General features: G+C 71.4%; 20 protein-coding genes and 1 pseudogene. 7 read left to right on the top strand and 14 right to left on the bottom strand.

Features of this window, described 5'->3' with window-relative positions:
• Positions 1-222 precede the first annotated feature (222 nt).
• Complete coding sequence (locus ACIQFX_RS01440; RefSeq protein WP_402457577.1) at positions 223-1,326, top strand: M23 family metallopeptidase; 1,104 nt, start codon at positions 223-225, stop codon at positions 1,324-1,326.
• Between the two features lie 418 nt (positions 1,327-1,744).
• Here ACIQFX_RS01440 and ACIQFX_RS01435 read toward each other — a convergent pair whose 3' ends face one another.
• The gene (locus ACIQFX_RS01435; protein WP_402457574.1) at positions 1,745-2,422 is read right to left on the bottom strand and encodes an esterase/lipase family protein; all 678 of its coding nucleotides are present in this window, start codon (positions 2,420-2,422) and stop codon (positions 1,745-1,747) included.
• A 193-nt stretch (positions 2,423-2,615) separates the two neighbouring features.
• On the opposite strand from ACIQFX_RS01435, the gene ACIQFX_RS01430 reads away from it, so the two are divergent.
• The gene (locus tag ACIQFX_RS01430; RefSeq protein ID WP_402457571.1) at positions 2,616-4,853 is read left to right on the top strand and encodes a LuxR C-terminal-related transcriptional regulator; all 2,238 of its coding nucleotides are present in this window, start codon (positions 2,616-2,618) and stop codon (positions 4,851-4,853) included.
• Between the two features lie 223 nt (positions 4,854-5,076).
• Here the strand turns inward: ACIQFX_RS01430 and ACIQFX_RS01425 are convergent, their stop codons facing one another.
• The 10 genes from ACIQFX_RS01425 to ACIQFX_RS01380 form a co-directional block, all read right to left on the bottom strand.
• The gene (locus tag ACIQFX_RS01425; RefSeq protein WP_402457569.1) at positions 5,077-5,415 is read right to left on the bottom strand and encodes a MerR family transcriptional regulator; all 339 of its coding nucleotides are present in this window, start codon (positions 5,413-5,415) and stop codon (positions 5,077-5,079) included.
• Between the two features lie 197 nt (positions 5,416-5,612).
• Entirely contained in the window at positions 5,613-5,924 is a 312-nt protein-coding gene (locus ACIQFX_RS01420) for an SCO5918 family protein (protein ID WP_402457567.1), read from the bottom strand.
• A gap of 58 nt (positions 5,925-5,982) precedes the next feature.
• Entirely contained in the window at positions 5,983-6,246 is a 264-nt protein-coding gene (locus tag ACIQFX_RS01415; protein ID WP_402457564.1) for a CBS domain-containing protein, read from the bottom strand.
• Positions 6,247-6,603: 357 nt separating this feature from the next.
• Positions 6,604-6,807 (bottom strand): cold-shock protein, encoded by a 204-nt coding sequence (locus ACIQFX_RS01410; RefSeq protein ID WP_402457561.1) that lies wholly within the window; start codon positions 6,805-6,807, stop codon positions 6,604-6,606.
• Between the two features lie 251 nt (positions 6,808-7,058).
• Positions 7,059-7,490 (bottom strand): DUF5994 family protein, encoded by a 432-nt coding sequence (locus ACIQFX_RS01405; protein WP_402457558.1) that lies wholly within the window; start codon positions 7,488-7,490, stop codon positions 7,059-7,061.
• A gap of 191 nt (positions 7,491-7,681) precedes the next feature.
• On the bottom strand, positions 7,682-8,881 hold the full coding sequence (locus ACIQFX_RS01400; protein ID WP_402457554.1) for a PP2C family protein-serine/threonine phosphatase: 1,200 nt from the start codon (positions 8,879-8,881) through the stop codon (positions 7,682-7,684).
• Positions 8,882-9,105: 224 nt separating this feature from the next.
• Positions 9,106-9,381, bottom strand: a complete 276-nt coding sequence (locus ACIQFX_RS01395; RefSeq protein ID WP_402457551.1) for a hypothetical protein — start codon at positions 9,379-9,381, stop codon at positions 9,106-9,108.
• Positions 9,382-9,423: 42 nt separating this feature from the next.
• The gene (locus tag ACIQFX_RS01390) at positions 9,424-9,690 is read right to left on the bottom strand and encodes a hypothetical protein (protein WP_402457548.1); all 267 of its coding nucleotides are present in this window, start codon (positions 9,688-9,690) and stop codon (positions 9,424-9,426) included.
• Positions 9,691-9,803: 113 nt separating this feature from the next.
• Positions 9,804-10,013, bottom strand: coding sequence for a hypothetical protein (locus tag ACIQFX_RS01385; protein WP_402457545.1), 210 nt, complete (start codon positions 10,011-10,013; stop codon positions 9,804-9,806).
• 4 nt (positions 10,014-10,017) lie between these two features.
• Positions 10,018-10,608 carry a DUF5994 family protein gene (locus tag ACIQFX_RS01380; RefSeq protein WP_402457543.1) on the bottom strand — a complete coding sequence of 197 codons (591 nt, stop codon included), beginning with the start codon at positions 10,606-10,608 and terminating at the stop codon, positions 10,018-10,020.
• A 308-nt stretch (positions 10,609-10,916) separates the two neighbouring features.
• Between ACIQFX_RS01380 and ACIQFX_RS01375 the strand changes: the two genes are divergently transcribed.
• From ACIQFX_RS01375 to ACIQFX_RS01360, 4 genes and pseudogenes are all read left to right on the top strand, one after another.
• Positions 10,917-11,408, top strand: a complete 492-nt coding sequence (locus ACIQFX_RS01375; RefSeq protein ID WP_402457540.1) for a DUF5994 family protein — start codon at positions 10,917-10,919, stop codon at positions 11,406-11,408.
• Positions 11,405-11,761: a PRC-barrel domain-containing protein gene (locus ACIQFX_RS01370; protein WP_402457537.1), complete on the top strand. Its 357-nt coding sequence runs from the start codon at positions 11,405-11,407 to the stop codon at positions 11,759-11,761. Before ACIQFX_RS01375 ends, ACIQFX_RS01370 begins: the two co-directional genes overlap by 4 nt.
• Before the next feature lie 28 nt (positions 11,762-11,789).
• Positions 11,790-11,960: a hypothetical protein gene (locus ACIQFX_RS01365; protein ID WP_181924584.1), complete on the top strand. Its 171-nt coding sequence runs from the start codon at positions 11,790-11,792 to the stop codon at positions 11,958-11,960.
• A gap of 265 nt (positions 11,961-12,225) precedes the next feature.
• A pseudogene (locus tag ACIQFX_RS01360) lies at positions 12,226-12,603 on the top strand (ribonuclease BN); the annotation flags it as partial.
• A gap of 200 nt (positions 12,604-12,803) precedes the next feature.
• Here ACIQFX_RS01360 and ACIQFX_RS01355 read toward each other — a convergent pair.
• From ACIQFX_RS01355 to ACIQFX_RS01345, 3 genes are all read right to left on the bottom strand, one after another.
• Positions 12,804-13,331 (bottom strand): hypothetical protein, encoded by a 528-nt coding sequence (locus tag ACIQFX_RS01355; protein ID WP_402457534.1) that lies wholly within the window; start codon positions 13,329-13,331, stop codon positions 12,804-12,806.
• Between the two features lie 146 nt (positions 13,332-13,477).
• Entirely contained in the window at positions 13,478-13,948 is a 471-nt protein-coding gene (locus ACIQFX_RS01350; RefSeq protein ID WP_402457531.1) for a DUF1206 domain-containing protein, read from the bottom strand.
• A gap of 150 nt (positions 13,949-14,098) precedes the next feature.
• A complete protein-coding gene (locus tag ACIQFX_RS01345; protein WP_033202319.1) occupies positions 14,099-14,437 on the bottom strand; it encodes a MerR family transcriptional regulator in 339 nt (112 codons plus the stop codon).
• Positions 14,438-15,172: 735 nt separating this feature from the next.
• Between ACIQFX_RS01345 and ACIQFX_RS01340 the strand changes: the two genes are divergently transcribed.
• Positions 15,173-15,553 carry an ATP-binding protein gene (locus ACIQFX_RS01340; RefSeq protein ID WP_402457527.1) on the top strand — a complete coding sequence of 127 codons (381 nt, stop codon included), beginning with the start codon at positions 15,173-15,175 and terminating at the stop codon, positions 15,551-15,553.
• Positions 15,554-15,587 lie beyond the last annotated feature (34 nt).

The following is a 15,587-nucleotide window of genomic DNA, read 5'->3' as shown; positions in this document are numbered from 1 at the left end:
GGGCGTGCCGGTGCCCTTCACGGCCCGGGACCCGACGACTGGAAGAGCACCATGGCAGAGCGCGACCCTCGTAACCGCACCGGACGGAGCCCGCTACGTCGCGGGCTCGTGACCGCCGTGCTCGCGGCCGGCATGCTGACGGCTTCAACGGCACCCGGATACGGGACCGACACGGCCGGTCCGGCATCCGGCCCACAGTTCACGCCGTTGACGGCGGCGGTGATGACCGAACCGACGCCGTTCCACGCCACGGACGGCAGGACGCACCTCTCGTACGAACTGCTCACCACGAACGCACTGCCCAGCAGCGCGCAGGTGCGCCTCGACCGCGTCGAGGTCCGGGACGCCCGCACACACCGGGTGGTGGGCTCGCTGAGTGGCCAGGCGCTGGCCGATGCCGCCAATCCCGTGGGTGATCCCCTGCCGGGTGCGGACGGGTACACCCCGGCGCCCCCGGGGCCGACGCCGACCGTCATCCCGGGCTCCCAGCAGTGGGTCATCTGGCTCGACCTGGCCCTCGACCGCGGTCAGCACGTGCCCAAGGTCCTCGAGCACCATCTCTCGGGTGCCGTCGTCGCCGCCTCCGGTTCCTCCCCGTTCGAGGAGACGGTTCAGGTCACCCCGACCGGCCGCACCGCGCCGATGAACCTGAACGCGCCGGTACGCCCCGGCACGTGGTACTCCAGCGAGTCGTGCTGCGGGAACACCCACCACCGGCGCGGCCTCGCCCCGATCAACGGCCGCTTCGACGTGCCGCAGCGCTTCGCGATCGACTGGTACCGGGTCGGAGAGCGAGGACGGACCTGGGAAGGCGACCCCACGCGGCTCACCAGCTACCTGAGCTACCGGCAGCCGGTCGTCGCCGCGGCCGGCGGCAGAGTGGTGGAGGTCCAGGACGGGATCCCGGACAACACGCCGCCCGTCGCGCCGCCGGTCCCGCCGATCGACGAGACCGTCGGCAACCACGTCACCCTGGAGGTCGCGCCGGGCCGCTACCTGCTCTACGCCCACCTGAAGCCCGGCTCGCTCAAGGTCCGGGAAGGCGACCGCGTCGAACCCGGCCGGGTTCTCGGGCTGATCGGCAACAGCGGCAACTCGACCACGCCGCACCTGCACTTCCAGGTGATGACCACGGCCGAGTTCTTCCCGACCGACAGCCCGCCGTTCACCTTCCGGGAGTTCCGCGTCGTCGGACGGGTCGAACCCCGCATCTGGGACGACAACCTGGGCCTGCAGCCGACCGGCGTCCTGCCGATCACGTCCTCGCCGCACGAGGGCCCTCACCGTGCGCGGTATCCGCTCGACCGCGAGGTGCTGGAGTTCTGACCGGATTCCGGTCGTGCCGACGGTCCGGACAACGACGAAGCCCCAGGTCGCTGACCTGGGGCTTCGTCATGAAGAGCGGATGACGGGAACCGAACCCGCGCCATAAGCTTGGGAATCACCGCTCCTCATCTCGGCTACCCGGCCTCTGACCTGCTAAGTCGTTCTTCGGGGCGGTACTTCCGGATGGTCTGGCGATACCCCCGGTCACCGCTGTTCACCACTCCGAAGGGCACGACCGCGCACGGTGTCGGAACGTCGGGAAGGCGCCTCCGCGGACCCGGCGGGACGACGTCGCCCGCCCACCGGTCCTGCGCACGAGACGGAACCGGGACCTGGTCCCGGGCCGGGGCACCCGGGCGGAGGACGGCCTCGGGACGACCGCCCTTCGCCTCCGGGGCTCACTCGGTGACGGCTCACGTCATCTGACGAAGTTCCGCGTCAGCTGCGAGACGTTCTCGCTGACCAGCAGCCACGCGTGTTCCACACAACCCACGTTGGTGTTGGTCGCGCCGGACAGGACCGTGCTCGAGTCCGGGTTGATCAACTCGTCGCACGTGGACCAGAAGGTCCCGTAGTTGACGGCCCCGGGCGTCTCGTCGCCGCTGTTGAGCGTGGTCAGGAAGGTGCTGCCCGTCGCCATCTCCTTGCACGACGCGAGCGCCCAGTCGCAGATCTGCGCCGCGTTCGTGCCGTGGTTCGGGCCGCCCAGGGACACCCAGTCGTCGACGTACGAGGTGCCGCCGAGGAACTTCAGGTACCAGCGCGAGCCCAGGCCGCCCATCGAGTGGGTGACGACGTCCACCTTCGCCGCGCCGGTGCGGGCGCGCAGCGCGTTGACCTGGTCGCGGATCTGCGCGGCGGTCGTCTCGTTCGACTGGAACGGGTTGTACGACATCGCGTACAGCCGGTCGGCCGGCCAGCCCGACGCCTTGAAGTCCGAGACCATCTCGTTGAAGTTCCACGCGCCGCCCTTGTATCCGTGGACGAACAGGACCGGATCGGGCACCGCCGCCTGGGCCGGGGCGGCCGGCAGCAGGACGGCCGCCGCCGCGGCACAGCTCGCGACGGCGGAGAGCGCACGGGTGAATCGTCGCATCGGTGTTCCTCTCACTTCTCGGGGGAGCCCCAGAGTGAGGGCGGCGCGACGCCGCGGACATCGGCTGTTTCACCGGTCTTTACACCCCGGTAACTTAGCTCTAGCGTTACGAGACATGCCAGTTGGGCCACGCGGCGCGGGTGCGCTGGGACAACAGCCGGGCGATCGCGCCCCCGGGCTGTCGCAGGACGGCGTGAGCGTTCGCATCCGGCTCGCGGTGTACGGCGACGCGCGCGCGGCGGCCGAGTTCACCGCCGCACTCACCGCGCGTGAACGCGCCGGTCTCGACCCGCTGCCGGATCCGCTGACCCGTCGGCTGCCGGCCACGGAACAGCGCCGCGCCCGCCTCGCCCGGCTGCCGGCCGCCACGCGCCGACTGCTGCTGCTCGCCGCCGCCGACCAGCACCCGCTGGAGAGCAGGGCGTTCGACCGCGCGGTGGTCGCCGCCGGGCACGAGCCCGCGGACCTCGAACCCGCCGAGGAGGCCGCCCTCATCCACTCCACCGCCGCCGGTCTCGTCTTCGCCGACCCGCTGGTGCGGGACGTCGTGTACGACAGCGCCGGATCCGAGGAGAGGCGCCTCGCCCACCGGTCGCTGGCGCTCGTCCTCGACCCGAGGACCGAGCCCGGCCCGTGGAACTGGCATCGCGCCTGCGCCTCCCTCGGCCCGAGCAGCCGCCTCGCCCGCGCCCTGGCCGACGCACCCGCCCCCGACCCGGCGACCGCTGCCCACCACGCGGAACGCTCCGCGCTCCTCAGCCCCGACACCGCCGTCCGTCACTCCACCCTCGCCCGTGCCGCCCTCCACGCCTGGCACGGCGGCCGGCCCGACCGGGCACGCTGCCTCCTCGCCGCCGCGGAACGCACGGCTCCCGGCACGGATCCCCGCGTGCGGCTGCTGCGCGGCCTGGTCACCTTGCGCTCCGGGCATGCCCCCGATGCCTACGACGACCTCGCCGAGGCGGCGACCACGGCTTTCGCCGGCGCGCGGGGGGCGGACCCCGTGACCGACGCGGGGCGTTCGGCGACCGGCGGAACGCCTGCCGAGTACGCCTTCGCCGCCCCCGTGACCGCGGCGTACGCCCTCGCTTACGCCGCCGAAGTCGGCCACTACACCGGCGACCTGCACCGCTGCCACCAGGCCGCGGTCCTCGCCCGGCAGAGCCCGCCACCGTCCGCTCCCGCCGCCCGCGCCCTGCTCGCCGGACTCACCGGGATCGCCTCCGCCGTATGCGGCCGCTACGCCGAGGCCGCCGTCCGGCTCCGTGAAGCCGTGTCCCTCGCCCGGCACGGCGACGACCCCACCGTGCTGGTGCACGCGGCGCTGGCCGCGCTCTACCTCGGCGACGACGAACTCGCCCTGACCGTGGCGCACCGGGCCGAGTCCGCCGCCCGCGCCCAGGGCGAACTCGCCGTCCTGCCCCGGCTGCTGGAGTTCCGCGCGTACGCCGAGGCGTGGAACGGGCGCCTCGGCGCCGCGACGGCCACCGGGGTCGACGCGCACCGCCTCGCCCGCGAAACCGGTCAGGACAACGTCGCCTGCCACATCCTGGCCGGCCTCGCCCTGCTGGCCGCGGTCCAGGGCGAGGCCACCACGTGCCGGGACCGCGCCCGGCAGGCCCGGACGTACGCGGCGGAGCACGGCATCGGGCTCGCCACGGCGCTCAGCCTCTGGGCGCTCGCGTACCTCGACCTCACGCAGGGCCGCCCCGCCGAGGCCGCCTCCCAGCTGCGCACCCTGGCCCGCCTCGGTCCCGGGCACGGACATCCGGCGATTCGGCTGCTCTCCACCCCGCACTACGTGGAGGCCGCCGTCCGCGCCGGCGAACCGGCCGCCGCGGCCGCGGCGGCCGTCGGTTACACCCGCTGGGCGGACACCGTCGCCAGCCCGGGTCATCTGGCCCTCGCGGCCCGCTGCCGGGCGCTGCTCGCCTCCGGCGGGGAGGCCCTCGCCCACTACCGTGACGCCCTGGACCTCCACGACGCGGACGGCCGTCACCTCGAACGCGCGCGGACCGAGTTGCTGTACGGCATCGCCCTCCGACGGATGCGGCGTACCACGGAGGCGCGTGACCGGCTGCGTGCGGCGTTCCAGGCGTTCGAGCAGTTCGGGGCCCTGCCCGGCGCGCGGCATGCGGAGGCGGAGCTGCGCGCGCTCGGCGATACGGCCCGGTGCGCCCGGCCCCCGGCGGCCCTCGGCGCGCTCACTGCCCAGCAGACCCTGATCGCCAGGATGGTGGCGGACGGGGCGACGAATCGCGAGATCGCGATCCGGATGGTCCTCAGTCCCCGCACGATCGACCACCACCTTCGCGGCACCTACGCCCGCCTCGGCATCTCGTCGCGGGTGGAACTCGCGCGCCTCGTCGACGCGCAGGGCACGGCAGGCACGCTCGGGGGGCCGGACGACGACGAAGGCCCAGGTCTCTGACCTGGGCCTTCGTTCAAGAGCGGACGACGGGAATCGAACCCGCGCCGTAAGCTTGGGAATCACCCGGCACTTGAGTAGGAGAATGCCTTCTGACCTGCGGGAACCCCTCCCGAGGAGCATCTGCGGCTTTGCCCGTGAGGGCCCTCTGCTACCCGCTGTCCACCGCCTCCGCTGGCACGTTGTGGCACGCGGTCTCACGTGAGGAAGCCGGACGGGACCTGGTTCAGTCGGTTGCCGGGGGGTGGGGTTCGCCCTTTGTGCGGCGGTACTCGGCGTTGATGCGCTGGGCTTCCTCGAGCTGGTCCTCAAGGGCGATGATCCGGCAGGCGGCCTCGATGGGGGTGCCCTGGTCGACGAGTTCGCGGGCGCGGGCGGCGATACGCAGCTGGTAGCGGGAGTAGCGGCGGTGGCCGCCCTCCGAGCGCAGCGGGGTGATCAGCCGGGCTTCTCCCAGGGCGCGGAGGAAGCCGGGCGTCGTACCGATCATCTCGGCGGCCCGGCCCATCGTGTAGGCGGGGTAGTCGTCGTCATCGAGACGGCCGAGCGGATCGTCTGCTGTCATTCTCACCTCTCCGGCGGACCTTCCGGTGCGCGGGCCGGTGGTCCGGCTCGTTCACCGAGGGTAACGCCGCCGTCCGCGACACCGATACCGGCGCTCTTGACGGCTGGAGGGGCGGATGAGGGGAATCGCCCTCGGGCGGAGGACGGTCGGACAGCTGGACGGGCGGGGCTCCCGCCCCGCCGTCGGCCCTCCGGCCGTCAGGCCGCGGGGGGCGCGCCCATGAGGTCCGACTCCCGCGGGACAGGGTAGGCGGCGGCCGGGGAAGAGGGGACGGCCGGACGGGTGCCGCACGTGAAGCCGAGCCGGGTCATGGCCCGCAGGACCTCGCCGACGCCGAAGTCGCGGCGGTCCTGGCGCGTGATGACCGCGCCGACCTGCATGGCGGGGTAGGCACGGCGCCCGATGGTCACGAACGGGCCGTCCACGGGTTCGGGCTTGACGCCCTTCATCGTCTCCAGGACGCCGTTCTTCGTCAGCTCGAACGGGAAACGTGCTATCACGCAGCGCATGGGACCTCACAGGGAGAAGGGAAGGGGGACGGCGGGTGACCGCGCTCGGCGCGGGTGGTCATGGGCGGGGTGCGGTGTCCGTGGGGCCGAGTTCGCTCAGGCGCACCCGGTCGGTGTACGCGGGACTGGCGCGGAAGCCGGCGAGCTGGGCCCGGGTGACGAGGCCGGTGCGCCTTCCGTCGGCGTCACGGATGACCAGGCGTGCGGTACGGGCTCCGCTCATGACGGCCAGGGCGACTTCGACCGTCATGTCCGCCCAGACGTGCGGTTCGGCCGTGGTCGGGGTGGACGGGCGGCGGGGTGGTGTCTGTGTCGGTGTCACAAGCGGCTCCTGGTGGGGGAGTCCCCGCCGTCCGGGGTGGAACGGCGACCGGTCGGGTGCGTGCTGTTCAAGCGGGACCTTCCTCGGTGTGAGGCACGTCAAGGAATTTCCGCGGCGAAGGAACGGAACGAAATGATTTCCCGACGGTTTCGAATGGAACATGAAAGCCGAACCGCCGGAAAGGGGCCCGAAAGACGTGATCGGCGGAGGGGGCGGCGCGCGACGAGGAAGTGATATCCGGGCCGCCGGCCGCAGCGGGTCCACGGGCGGATCCGCTCGGGATGATTCCGTGGGGCGTACGCGGCTGGGGCCCGCACCCCGAAGGATGCGGGCCCCAGCCACGGGTGTGCGTCAGGATCAGACGGGGACGATGTTCTCGGCCGTCGGGCCCTTCTGGCCCTGCGCGATGTCGAAGCTGACCTTCTGGCCTTCCCGCAGCTCGCGGAAGCCCTGGGAGGCGATGTTCGAGTAGTGGGCGAACACGTCGGGGCCGCCGCCGTCCTGCTCGATGAAGCCGAAGCCCTTTTCCGCGTTGAACCACTTCACGGTACCCGTGCTCATGTTTTCTCCTTCGAGGATCATCGGCGTCCGCACTGTGCGGAAACCGTGTCGCTGTGATGATCGACCCGCCGGAGAATCCGGAGACGAAAAAAGCACTCCCGCTGCCCTGGCAGCTGCTGAGGGCGCTTGAAGTTTCGGGAACCACAACTGCAACTGAAATCGAGACTAGCACGATGTCTTCCCGAAAGTCGGTGGAATACCTCCGCTCCTTTTGTGTGGCAGTAATCCTTGCCGCGCCGTCTGCCGAATTCTCATGCGGCGCGGGTAGATACCGGCTCCGCCCTCGCGCCGTCCGTCACCACCGCATGCTCCGCGGCATGGGCAGCATGCGCGCCCCGACGGCGGGACGGGCCTGCCTCGGGTGGGACCACGAGCAGGTCGCAGCGGTCGGGGCTGTACGAGAGCGGGATCGTCCAGTCGCGGGCCTGCCCGGTGAACCAGCCGACGTGCACGGTGTGTCCGTGAACGGGGACCGCGTACGGGACGGTCGGCCAGGGCGCGGGGTTCGCCGTGAGGCGCGTGATGCGCCCCCAACGCTCCTCCAAGGCGTCTACCAGGGAAGGGAGTTCGGCTGAGAGATCGCGTGAGTACGGCCACCGGGCGCCGTCCAGCAGGCCGGCGAGGGAGGTCTTCGGTGTCAGCGCCAGGCGTGCCTGGCGGGCGGGATCGGTCGTGCTGGTCATGAGACGGCGGCCTGTCCCCGGGACGCCCATGAGTGGCCCGGCGCATCGATCGCCGGGAACGACGTACGCGTGGAGGCGGGTGTACGGGATGCTCCCGGTACGTCCAACGTGCTCCGGGCCGGGGGCGGACGAAGACGTCGGGCCGGCCCGGTTCTGCCGGCGGGTCGTGCGCCGCACGGTGCGGCCCGGCGTCACCCGCGCCACTCGACCAGGACGAGAGTGGCGTCGTCCGAGGTGGCTTCGCCGCGTGCTCGCCTGAGCGTGTGGGACAGGTCCCGTGCCACCGCGCGGACGCTTCGGTCCGTCTTCTCCAGCTGGTTCACCCAGTCGATCAGCTGGTCCTCGCCGAACTGCTCCTGCCCGCTCTCGTGTTCCTCGACCAGGCCGTCGGTGAAGCAGAGGATCCGGTCCCCGGGCGCGAGCGTCACCTCGCTGACCTGTGGTTGTGCTCCGCCGAAGCCGACGGGGAGGGTGGTGGGGCTGTCCAGGCGGCCCATGACACGGTGCTCCCGGATCAGGACGGGGGCGGGGTGTCCGGCGTTGACCCACTGGAGACGGCCGGTTGTCGTGTCCAGCCGCAGCATCTGCGCGGTGACGAAGTGGTCGGGGGCGAACTGCTCGGCCACCGCCCGGTCCATGAAGAGGTAGATCTCGGACAGCTCGACGCTGATGCGGCGGGCGTGCCGGTACGCGCCGATGGCCACGGTCGCCATGGTCGCCGCGTCCAGGCCATGACCCATGGCGTCGATCATGGCGAGGTGGAGGGTGCCGCCGTTCAGGGCGTAGTCGAAGCTGTCGCCGGCCACGTCATAGGCGGGCTCCAGGACTCCGGCGACGGCGACGCGCGGCATGGTCATGGTCAGCGGCGGCAGGAGCGACCACTGGATCTCCGCGGCGACGTTCATCGGCTCGCTGCGGCGGGTGCGGAAGAAGAGGTCGGTGTAGCCGTTCTTGCTCTGCAGGAGTTCGCCGGCCAGGCCCGCGATCCGGCGAAGGATGCGGCGGACGTCGTCGTCGACCGTGTCCAGGGTGACGGCCAGCACCCCGGCCTGGTCGCCGCCGTTGAGCAGCGGTGCGTGGACGCGTACTCCGTCGGTCATCGCCAGCTCGACCGGGAGCGACGTGAGGAAACACCTGCCGGCATCCGAACCGTCGATGGACAGCGGCTCGCCGCCCGTCAGCCCTTCGGAGAGCAGGGGAACGAGCCTCTGCTGCTGATAGTCCTGGAGCAGGATCTGCGGATTCCTGCCGCCCAGCCGGCCCACCGTCTCGGCGACGACCAGCCCGACCCGGTGAGGTGGCAGCTCGTGTGCCCGGTCCAGGATCGTTCCCAGGATCCCCTCGCCGAAGCTCTCCGAGCGATCGGGTTCTCCGAGCGGTCCGACGGTCATCCCGTTGCCTCCAACCGAGCGGCGATGACCTCGCCCGGTCCTGCCTTACGGGGTGGGTGCCGCGACCGCGCGGCGACCGGGTACCGGAGCGGCCCGCACCAGCGATGTGGCCTCCAGGATGCTTCTCGGCGGCAGGTCACGCCACCCGGCCACCGTGCGGGGACACCGGTTGCAGGTCCCCCTCCGGGGACTTTCGGGCCCGCCGGGTTCGGGGGCGGACCGGCTCAGTCGCCTTCTTCCTCCTCCTCGGCTTCCATGAGGCGGATGCCCTGGTGGGTGAGCGAGACCATCGCGGGTGTGTTTCCCGGCTCCCAGTCGACGGTGGCCAGTCCCTCGCCCGCGAGGTAGGAGCAGGCGGCGGCGAGGTCCTGCTCCGGGATGCGCAGGTCGTGGTTGAGCGCGGCTCCGGTGATGCCGAGCAGGCGGTTGCCTTCGGCGGCCGTGTAGAGGGCCTGGAGGATCTGTCGGCGGTACCGCTGCCGCTCGTGGAGTGTCGCCATGGCCGCGTGGTCCTGTCGTCGTGTGGCGTCGTTCGTGGCCGGTCAGGGTTCCTCGGTGTGGGGGCCGGTGCCGGTGGGAGGTCTGCTGGTGGCGAGCCAGGTGCGGGCGGGTCCGGCGGCGGTCTCGGTGTCGACGGTGAGGTGGAGCCGGGTGCCGCCGTCCGACACGGGGTAGCTGCGCTGCTCCGCGCCGGCGAAGCACCGGCGGATCACTTCGGCGACCGCGCGGGCGGCCTCGGGCGTGGCGGAGACGATACGGATCTCGGCGTGTTCGGCCTGCGGCAGTGGTTCGTTCTCGGTGGGGTGCAAGACGGAGTGCTCCGTTCGGGACGAAAAGCGAGAGGCCGGCGGGTGGGTTGTCCCGGGTGTCGGGTGCCCCACCCGCGGCCTTCGGCCGGAGGAGTGGTCTGAGGTCAGGCCGGTCAGGGCCAGGTGCCCGTAGGCCGACGATCGGCGATCCGTTCGGGCGGCCTGGGGTGGCTGTGGCCGGGGGGACGGCTGAGGGAGGGGTAGGGATCGCTGAAGTGACGGGCCGCTATGCGCGCGTCGTGCTGGGCGTTCAGCCGGTGGATCAGGCGTGTGCCGAGCACGATCAGAAGTGCGCCTGCCACGAGGGTGATCACGATCTCCATGTCCTCACCTCCCCGTGTGTCCCGGCAGCGGGATCATCCGCGCGCCGACGACCGGGTGCGCCGCGGGGAGCGGCCGGCGCGCCGGGGCGGCCCCGCCGTCGGTCTCCCAGGCGTCTTCGCTGCTCCACGCCTCCCCCGTACGGCGGCCGGTCGCGGCCTCGTCGGACATCAGCCCACCTGCCGAGAGGATGCTTCCGGGGAGGGCGGCGGCCGTCATCAGCCGGGCCGCGGAGGCCGGTTCGGTCTCGGGCGGAATCACGAGCAGGTCGCAGCGGCCGGTCGTGTAGGACAGCAGGATGACCTTGTCCGGGTCCTGCTCGGTGAACCAGCCCACGTGCAGCACGCGGCCGGTGACGGCGACCTTGTGCGGGACGACGGGCCAGTGGCCCGGGTTCACCAGGACGCGGGTGATGCGGCCCCAGCGTCCTTCGAGGGCGCCGGCCAGCGCCGGCAGCTCGGCTGCCAGGTCGCGTGAACGGGGCCACCAGGCGCCGTCGAGCCGACCGGCGAGGGTGGTCTTCGGGGTGAGCGACAAGCGGGCCGGAAGTCCTGGGGTGAGGGCGCGGTTCGCAGTCCTGTCGGGGGTGGTGGTCATGGCGGACCTGCCCCCGGGCTGCCCGTCGGCAGCCCGGTTTTTCGTTTTCCCCGGAAATGACACCTGCGTGGAAGCTGGTGCTCGAAGTACTTCCGGTACTTCCAGGGTACGTCTGATCAGCCCGTTCTCGGCCTGATACGGGGAGGCGATTCCGTTTCGTGCGGACGAGTGTGCGGCGACGGGCGGACCTGCGGGAGCCGGGGTTACCGTGAGATTACGGCACAGTCGCCCCGCCGGCGGCCTGCCGTGGCTCCCGGCCGCGGCCGTGGCGGGCTGCGGTACCTCACCCGTAGACGAGCGGATCCACCATGACCGACTCCGACATCCCGCCCCCGTTGCTCCTGCCGGACGAGATCCACCAGGCGGTGCGGCCCGGTACGGCGCTGCTCCGGCTGGAGACGACGCACTCCCGCCAGGGCGTCCTCGACGGAGCGTGGTGGCCGCGCACTCGCGACGTGGAGCAAGAGGTTCCCGCGCTGGTGGCAGCCCTGACGGAACACCTCGGACCCATCACCCGGGTTGGCCTGGACGCCACCGCGTGGGACGCGATCCCGACCCGGCTGGTCATCGACGACCGGGTCGTCCACCTCGACTCCTTCCCCGTCGGCGACGACACCGTCCTGATCACCCGTGGCGACAAGGACCACTTCGCGCTGATGGTGGTGCCGCCGGACACGAAGCCCGACGCCGCCCGCACGGCCATGGCCCGCGCGGTCCACGCCGACAACATCACGCAGGCCACCGAGCTCCTCGTCGCCACGCTTCCCCCACCGGCGACCGAACAGGGAGGAGCGGCATGATCCAGACGGCGGACATCCGCGAGTGGCGCAACCAGGCCGTGGTGGACCCCGGCGGCCACAAGATCGGCGAACTGGAATCCGTCTACGTCGACACCAGCACCGACGAACCGGCCATGGCCACGGTCCGCGTCGGCCTGCCCACCCGGCACCGCCTGGTGTTCGTCCCCCTGGAAGGGGCGACGGTGGGGCCGGGGCACGTGCGGGTCGCCCACGACAGGAAAACGGTGAAACGAAGCCCCTCCATCGGCACGGACGGTGTCCTGCCCTTCGAGGACGAGGAAGCCGTCTTCCGCCACTACGGCCTCACCTACGAACCCGGTGCGAACGGCGAACGCCAACTCGCCCGGCGCTGAGCACCCGACCGCCGGGGAGGCGGCCCCCATGACACTCTTCCTCGCCCTGATCATCGTCGCGATCATCCTGGGCCTCATCGGCGCCGTCGCCGACGGACTCCTGTTCCTGCTCTTCATCGGCATCGCGGTACTCGTGGCAGACCTCCTCTACATGGCCCTGCGCACCCGCCGCTCCGCCCGCCACCGCCCGCTCCGGTGACCTCGGGGACGGTCTGGATCACCCGCTGTTCGGGCCTCGACATGGCTCATGACCTGCGGGAATGGAGGCCGGTGACCCCCGCCCCGGGCGGTGGCTTCCGGTATACGCGACAGTCCTACCGTGGAGAGGCAGAGAGAAGACCTGGGGAGCGCGCCGTGCTCGTCACCCTCGGACCCGTCGGCCTGTTCGTCGTGCTTGCAGCGGTGCGGTTCGACCCCAGCCGGGCCAAGAGCCAGGACGTGACGTCGAGTTCGTTCGCCGCCCGGGGGGCCTCTTCCTGTCCGCGATCACGCCCCTGTGGCCGGGCTCCTCGGCCCGCGGGATGGTCACGGTGCCGATCGGCACCCTGTTCTTCCGGTGGTCCCAGCGGATGCTGCTCGGCGGCCGGGTTCCCCGGACCGCTCTGCTGCCCGGGGCAGTCGCCACCATGGTCGGGCTGCTCGGCCTCAGGCTCTTCTCCCGGCTTGTGTTCTCACCACTGATCGCATCCAGCGCGGTCGCCTACGGCCCGGTGGGAACCGTTCTGGTCATCCAGTCCTGGCTGGTCGGCGTCGGCTTCGTCGTGTTCGGCGGCGCGCCGGCCGGCCGACTGCTCCACGCTGGCCTCCCTCGCGTGACACGTGCACTGGAACGGCGAGGGTGAGCTGCCGTCCAGGCCAGGCCGATGTCGCTGCGCCGCGTCGATCGACGTCGAGCGCATACGCCTCATGGAGGCGGTGCTCGCAACGGCCCCAGCGCATTCACTCCGCCGGGGCCGCCCTTCCGGATCGACACACGTGAGCGTGTTCGATCCAGTTTCCATGGCACGACCGCGGGCCGGACCCGGCCCTCGCACAGTCCGGCTCAGCCGCGTTCTTCCTCGCGAACTCGGCTCCCCCGGGCCGGCCGACACCGGCGCCCCCTCGGCGCCGTGGCAGGTGCCTCGGTGACCTTCGTGGGGGCCGACTCGGTCAGCTGCTCGGAGGCCGATTCGGGCCGGTCAGGCGTCGACCGTGGGGCCTGGTCGCCGGCCGACTGGGCAGATGCCGCTCCGGGGGAGTCGGCCGACTTGGTGCTGTGGTGCAGCACCTTGGCCACGAGGTCCGACCCGAAGCAGATCGACCCGACCGGGAGCGAGGTCGCCAGCAGGACAAGAGCCCAGTTCGCGTGCTTCGAGTCGGTCAGTCGGCCCCACTGGATCGAGTCGGTGTGCAGGGCCGGTACGAGGCCGTGCACGTAGTCCAGCAGGAGGCTGGCGATCGTGTAGGTCGCCAGGATCTTCAGTCCGCCGTCCCCGTCGCGTCCGGCCTCGTAGTCCGTCATGCCGGTGCAGGCGGTGCGGTCGGTGCGGGCGGTGCAGGCGGTGCGGGCCGGCAGCGAGTCGGCCCCCACCCCTGTCGCGTGTCGCAGGTCACTCGAAATGCTTCTCGATATTCGAGAGCGCTCGGCGCCGTGGTCGCGAGTGATCGTTCAGTGCCCAATCTGACGCCCCGTGAGGGTACTTGTGGCACGCGAATGGCACGCCAGCCCTGACAGGTCTAGACAATGAACAAGCCCCAGGTCACTGACCCGGGGCTTTGTCGTGGAGCGGATGACGGGAATCGAACCCGCGCTATAAGCCGGGGAATCACCGCCGCCGCAGCCGATCGTCTGCGCTCGACCTGCCCGTGCGGCAGATCAGGGAGGCCCACAGCGGCGGCGATCAGCAGGGCAGGCCCTGCGGGCGTGGCGGCGAACGAGTGCAAGGTCTCGTCCAGGCCCTTGGCCTGGCTGGGGTCGTACCGCACGGCGGCCAGCAGGACGGACAGGCCGGCCCCGGCCGCGACCGCGCCGGTGGCGGCAAGGCCGTGAGCGCGTTCCTGGGGCGCCCGATTCGGAACGCGCGAAGCAGCCGTGCGTCTTGAGCCCCGGGCCCCCTGGTTCCGCCCAGTCGATGGACGTCTCCCGCACCATGCGGGAGGCGGAGGCGATTGCCCCGGTCCTGCGGCACAGCACAGCAGAACGCCCACACCGAAGGCATGGGCACACCGAAGGCATGGGCGAGGGAACTTCCGAACCGCGGCAGCCGACCGGGGCGGCACACGTCCGACACCCCGGCACCAGAGGAGACGCCCGCCTCGGTGCGGGAGCCCGCCGAGGTACGGCGGGCGGGCACCGTCTCAGGCCGAGGCCGGCGGGTCGGCCGTTTCGGCGGCGCGGCGGTATTCGGCGTTGATGCGCTGGGCTTCCTCGAGCTGGTCTTCCAGGACGATGATGCGGCAGGCGGCCTCGATGGGGGTGCCCTGGTCGACGAGTTCTCGGGCGCGGGCGGCTATGCGCAGCTGGTAGCGGGAGTAGCGGCGGTGGCCGCCCTCGGAGCGGAGCGGGGTGATGAGGCGCGCTTCGCCGATGGCGCGGAGGAAGCTCTGGCTGGTGCCGAGCATCTCGGCCGCGCGGCCCATGGTGTAAGCGGGGTAGTCGTCGTCGTCGAGTCGGCCGTAGGAGTCGTCTGCTGTCATTTGCACCTCTCTCATGGAACGCGTTGAGGGGCCCTGGCGCCGTACGGCACCAGGGCCCCGAAGGAACTTCTACACCACGTGCCGACCCTGATACTGCGTCGGCCCTCTGTGTCCGCAGACCCGACCTGGCTGCTGTCGGGAGTGCGGGGATCGCGGTTGCTTGACCGGAGACCACCTCGCTATCGATGTCCTGCGGTACCCGGACCCAAGAGTTTCGTCCGGGCGATCCTTATGGTGCTTCGTTCCTCCGTTCTTCCCTCGGTGATCAATTTCCTGCCATCGGGGTACTGCTCACTCTTCACTGCTGGGTACTGCGCACTGCACGCACGGGTACCGCATCTGCCATGACCGCGGTCCCGCTCATGGCGGCCCCTGATCACTGCGGGCCACCCGGTCCGGCCGTCAGTCCCGTCGCCGTCCTGCAACCAACCTGGCTTCGAAACTCCACAGCCGCACCGTCCTGCAACTAAAGGTGCTGCTGCTCGGCAGTTCGTCTCTGCCGAGCCCTTCTGTCTCTCTGGCTACGAAAGAAACCATAGCGACGCCGACACTCAATGTCTACTCCAGCCAATGTAGATTTTTGAGCGTCGGGTGGCGAGGTAATCGACCTCGAACAGTGATGGGGGCGGGGTGGGGCGCGTTCACATCGGGTTGACCGCCCCATGTCGGGGCAGATGCAGCGGACAGGAAGGAACGGGCGGGGCGATCCGGAGACCAGGGGGCCCAACGGAGACGATGAGCGTCGACGTCGCGACAGACCGCCCTGCCGGATCCGTCGCCGCCGCACGCGACAGCGCCCGGCGTTTTCTCGAAGGGCTCGTGCCGGCGCTCGCATCCGAGGCCGCCGGCACCGTGGTCCTGGTGGTCTCGGAGCTCGTCACCAACGCCCTGCGCCACGGCGGCGGTACCTGCCCCCTGGACCTGACCGCGCACCCGAACGGCATCGAGGTGGCCGTGCACGACCACAGTCCCCGTGCCCCGCGCATGCGCGCCCCCGACCTCGACGTCGGCGCCGGAGGCTTCGGCTGGCCCCCGGTCAACCGACTCGCCACGTCGACCGCGGTCACCCGGCGAGCCTCCGGTGGGAAGACGGTGTCTGCTCTTCTCTTGCGGTAGCAGGACCGGTTGAGGGGGCGGGGCGACCCGGTCG

This window comes from Streptomyces sp. NPDC093089 (genome assembly GCF_044754405.1).
In the GTDB taxonomy this organism is placed as follows: Bacteria; Actinomycetota; Actinomycetes; order Streptomycetales; family Streptomycetaceae; genus Streptomyces.
Note: the sequence above shows the minus strand (reverse complement) of the source record. Positions and strands in the feature narration are given on the sequence as shown.

What these genes read in the sequence shown, in the direction of transcription:
- ACIQFX_RS01340 (WP_402457527.1), top strand. Translation starts at nt 15,173, where the DNA reads ATGAGCGTCGACGTCGCGACAGACCGCCCTGCCGGATCCGTCGCCGCC.
- ACIQFX_RS01365 (WP_181924584.1), top strand. Translation starts at nt 11,790, where the DNA reads ATGACACTCTTCCTCGCCCTGATCATCGTCGCGATCATCCTGGGCCTC.
- ACIQFX_RS01395 (WP_402457551.1), bottom strand. Translation starts at nt 9,381, where the DNA reads ATGGCGACACTCCACGAGCGGCAGCGGTACCGCCGACAGATCCTCCAG.
- ACIQFX_RS01405 (WP_402457558.1), bottom strand. Translation starts at nt 7,490, where the DNA reads ATGACCAGCACGACCGATCCCGCCCGCCAGGCACGCCTGGCGCTGACA.
- ACIQFX_RS01420 (WP_402457567.1), bottom strand. Translation starts at nt 5,924, where the DNA reads ATGCGCTGCGTGATAGCACGTTTCCCGTTCGAGCTGACGAAGAACGGC.
- ACIQFX_RS01435 (WP_402457574.1), bottom strand. Translation starts at nt 2,422, where the DNA reads ATGCGACGATTCACCCGTGCGCTCTCCGCCGTCGCGAGCTGTGCCGCG.
- ACIQFX_RS01440 (WP_402457577.1), top strand. Translation starts at nt 223, where the DNA reads ATGACCGAACCGACGCCGTTCCACGCCACGGACGGCAGGACGCACCTC.
- ACIQFX_RS01345 (WP_033202319.1), bottom strand. Translation starts at nt 14,437, where the DNA reads ATGACAGCAGACGACTCCTACGGCCGACTCGACGACGACGACTACCCC.
- ACIQFX_RS01410 (WP_402457561.1), bottom strand. Translation starts at nt 6,807, where the DNA reads ATGAGCACGGGTACCGTGAAGTGGTTCAACGCGGAAAAGGGCTTCGGC.
- ACIQFX_RS01370 (WP_402457537.1), top strand. Translation starts at nt 11,405, where the DNA reads ATGATCCAGACGGCGGACATCCGCGAGTGGCGCAACCAGGCCGTGGTG.
- ACIQFX_RS01380 (WP_402457543.1), bottom strand. Translation starts at nt 10,608, where the DNA reads ATGACCACCACCCCCGACAGGACTGCGAACCGCGCCCTCACCCCAGGA.
- ACIQFX_RS01375 (WP_402457540.1), top strand. Translation starts at nt 10,917, where the DNA reads ATGACCGACTCCGACATCCCGCCCCCGTTGCTCCTGCCGGACGAGATC.
- ACIQFX_RS01385 (WP_402457545.1), bottom strand. Translation starts at nt 10,013, where the DNA reads ATGGAGATCGTGATCACCCTCGTGGCAGGCGCACTTCTGATCGTGCTC.
- ACIQFX_RS01400 (WP_402457554.1), bottom strand. Translation starts at nt 8,881, where the DNA reads ATGACCGTCGGACCGCTCGGAGAACCCGATCGCTCGGAGAGCTTCGGC.
- ACIQFX_RS01425 (WP_402457569.1), bottom strand. Translation starts at nt 5,415, where the DNA reads ATGACAGCAGACGATCCGCTCGGCCGTCTCGATGACGACGACTACCCC.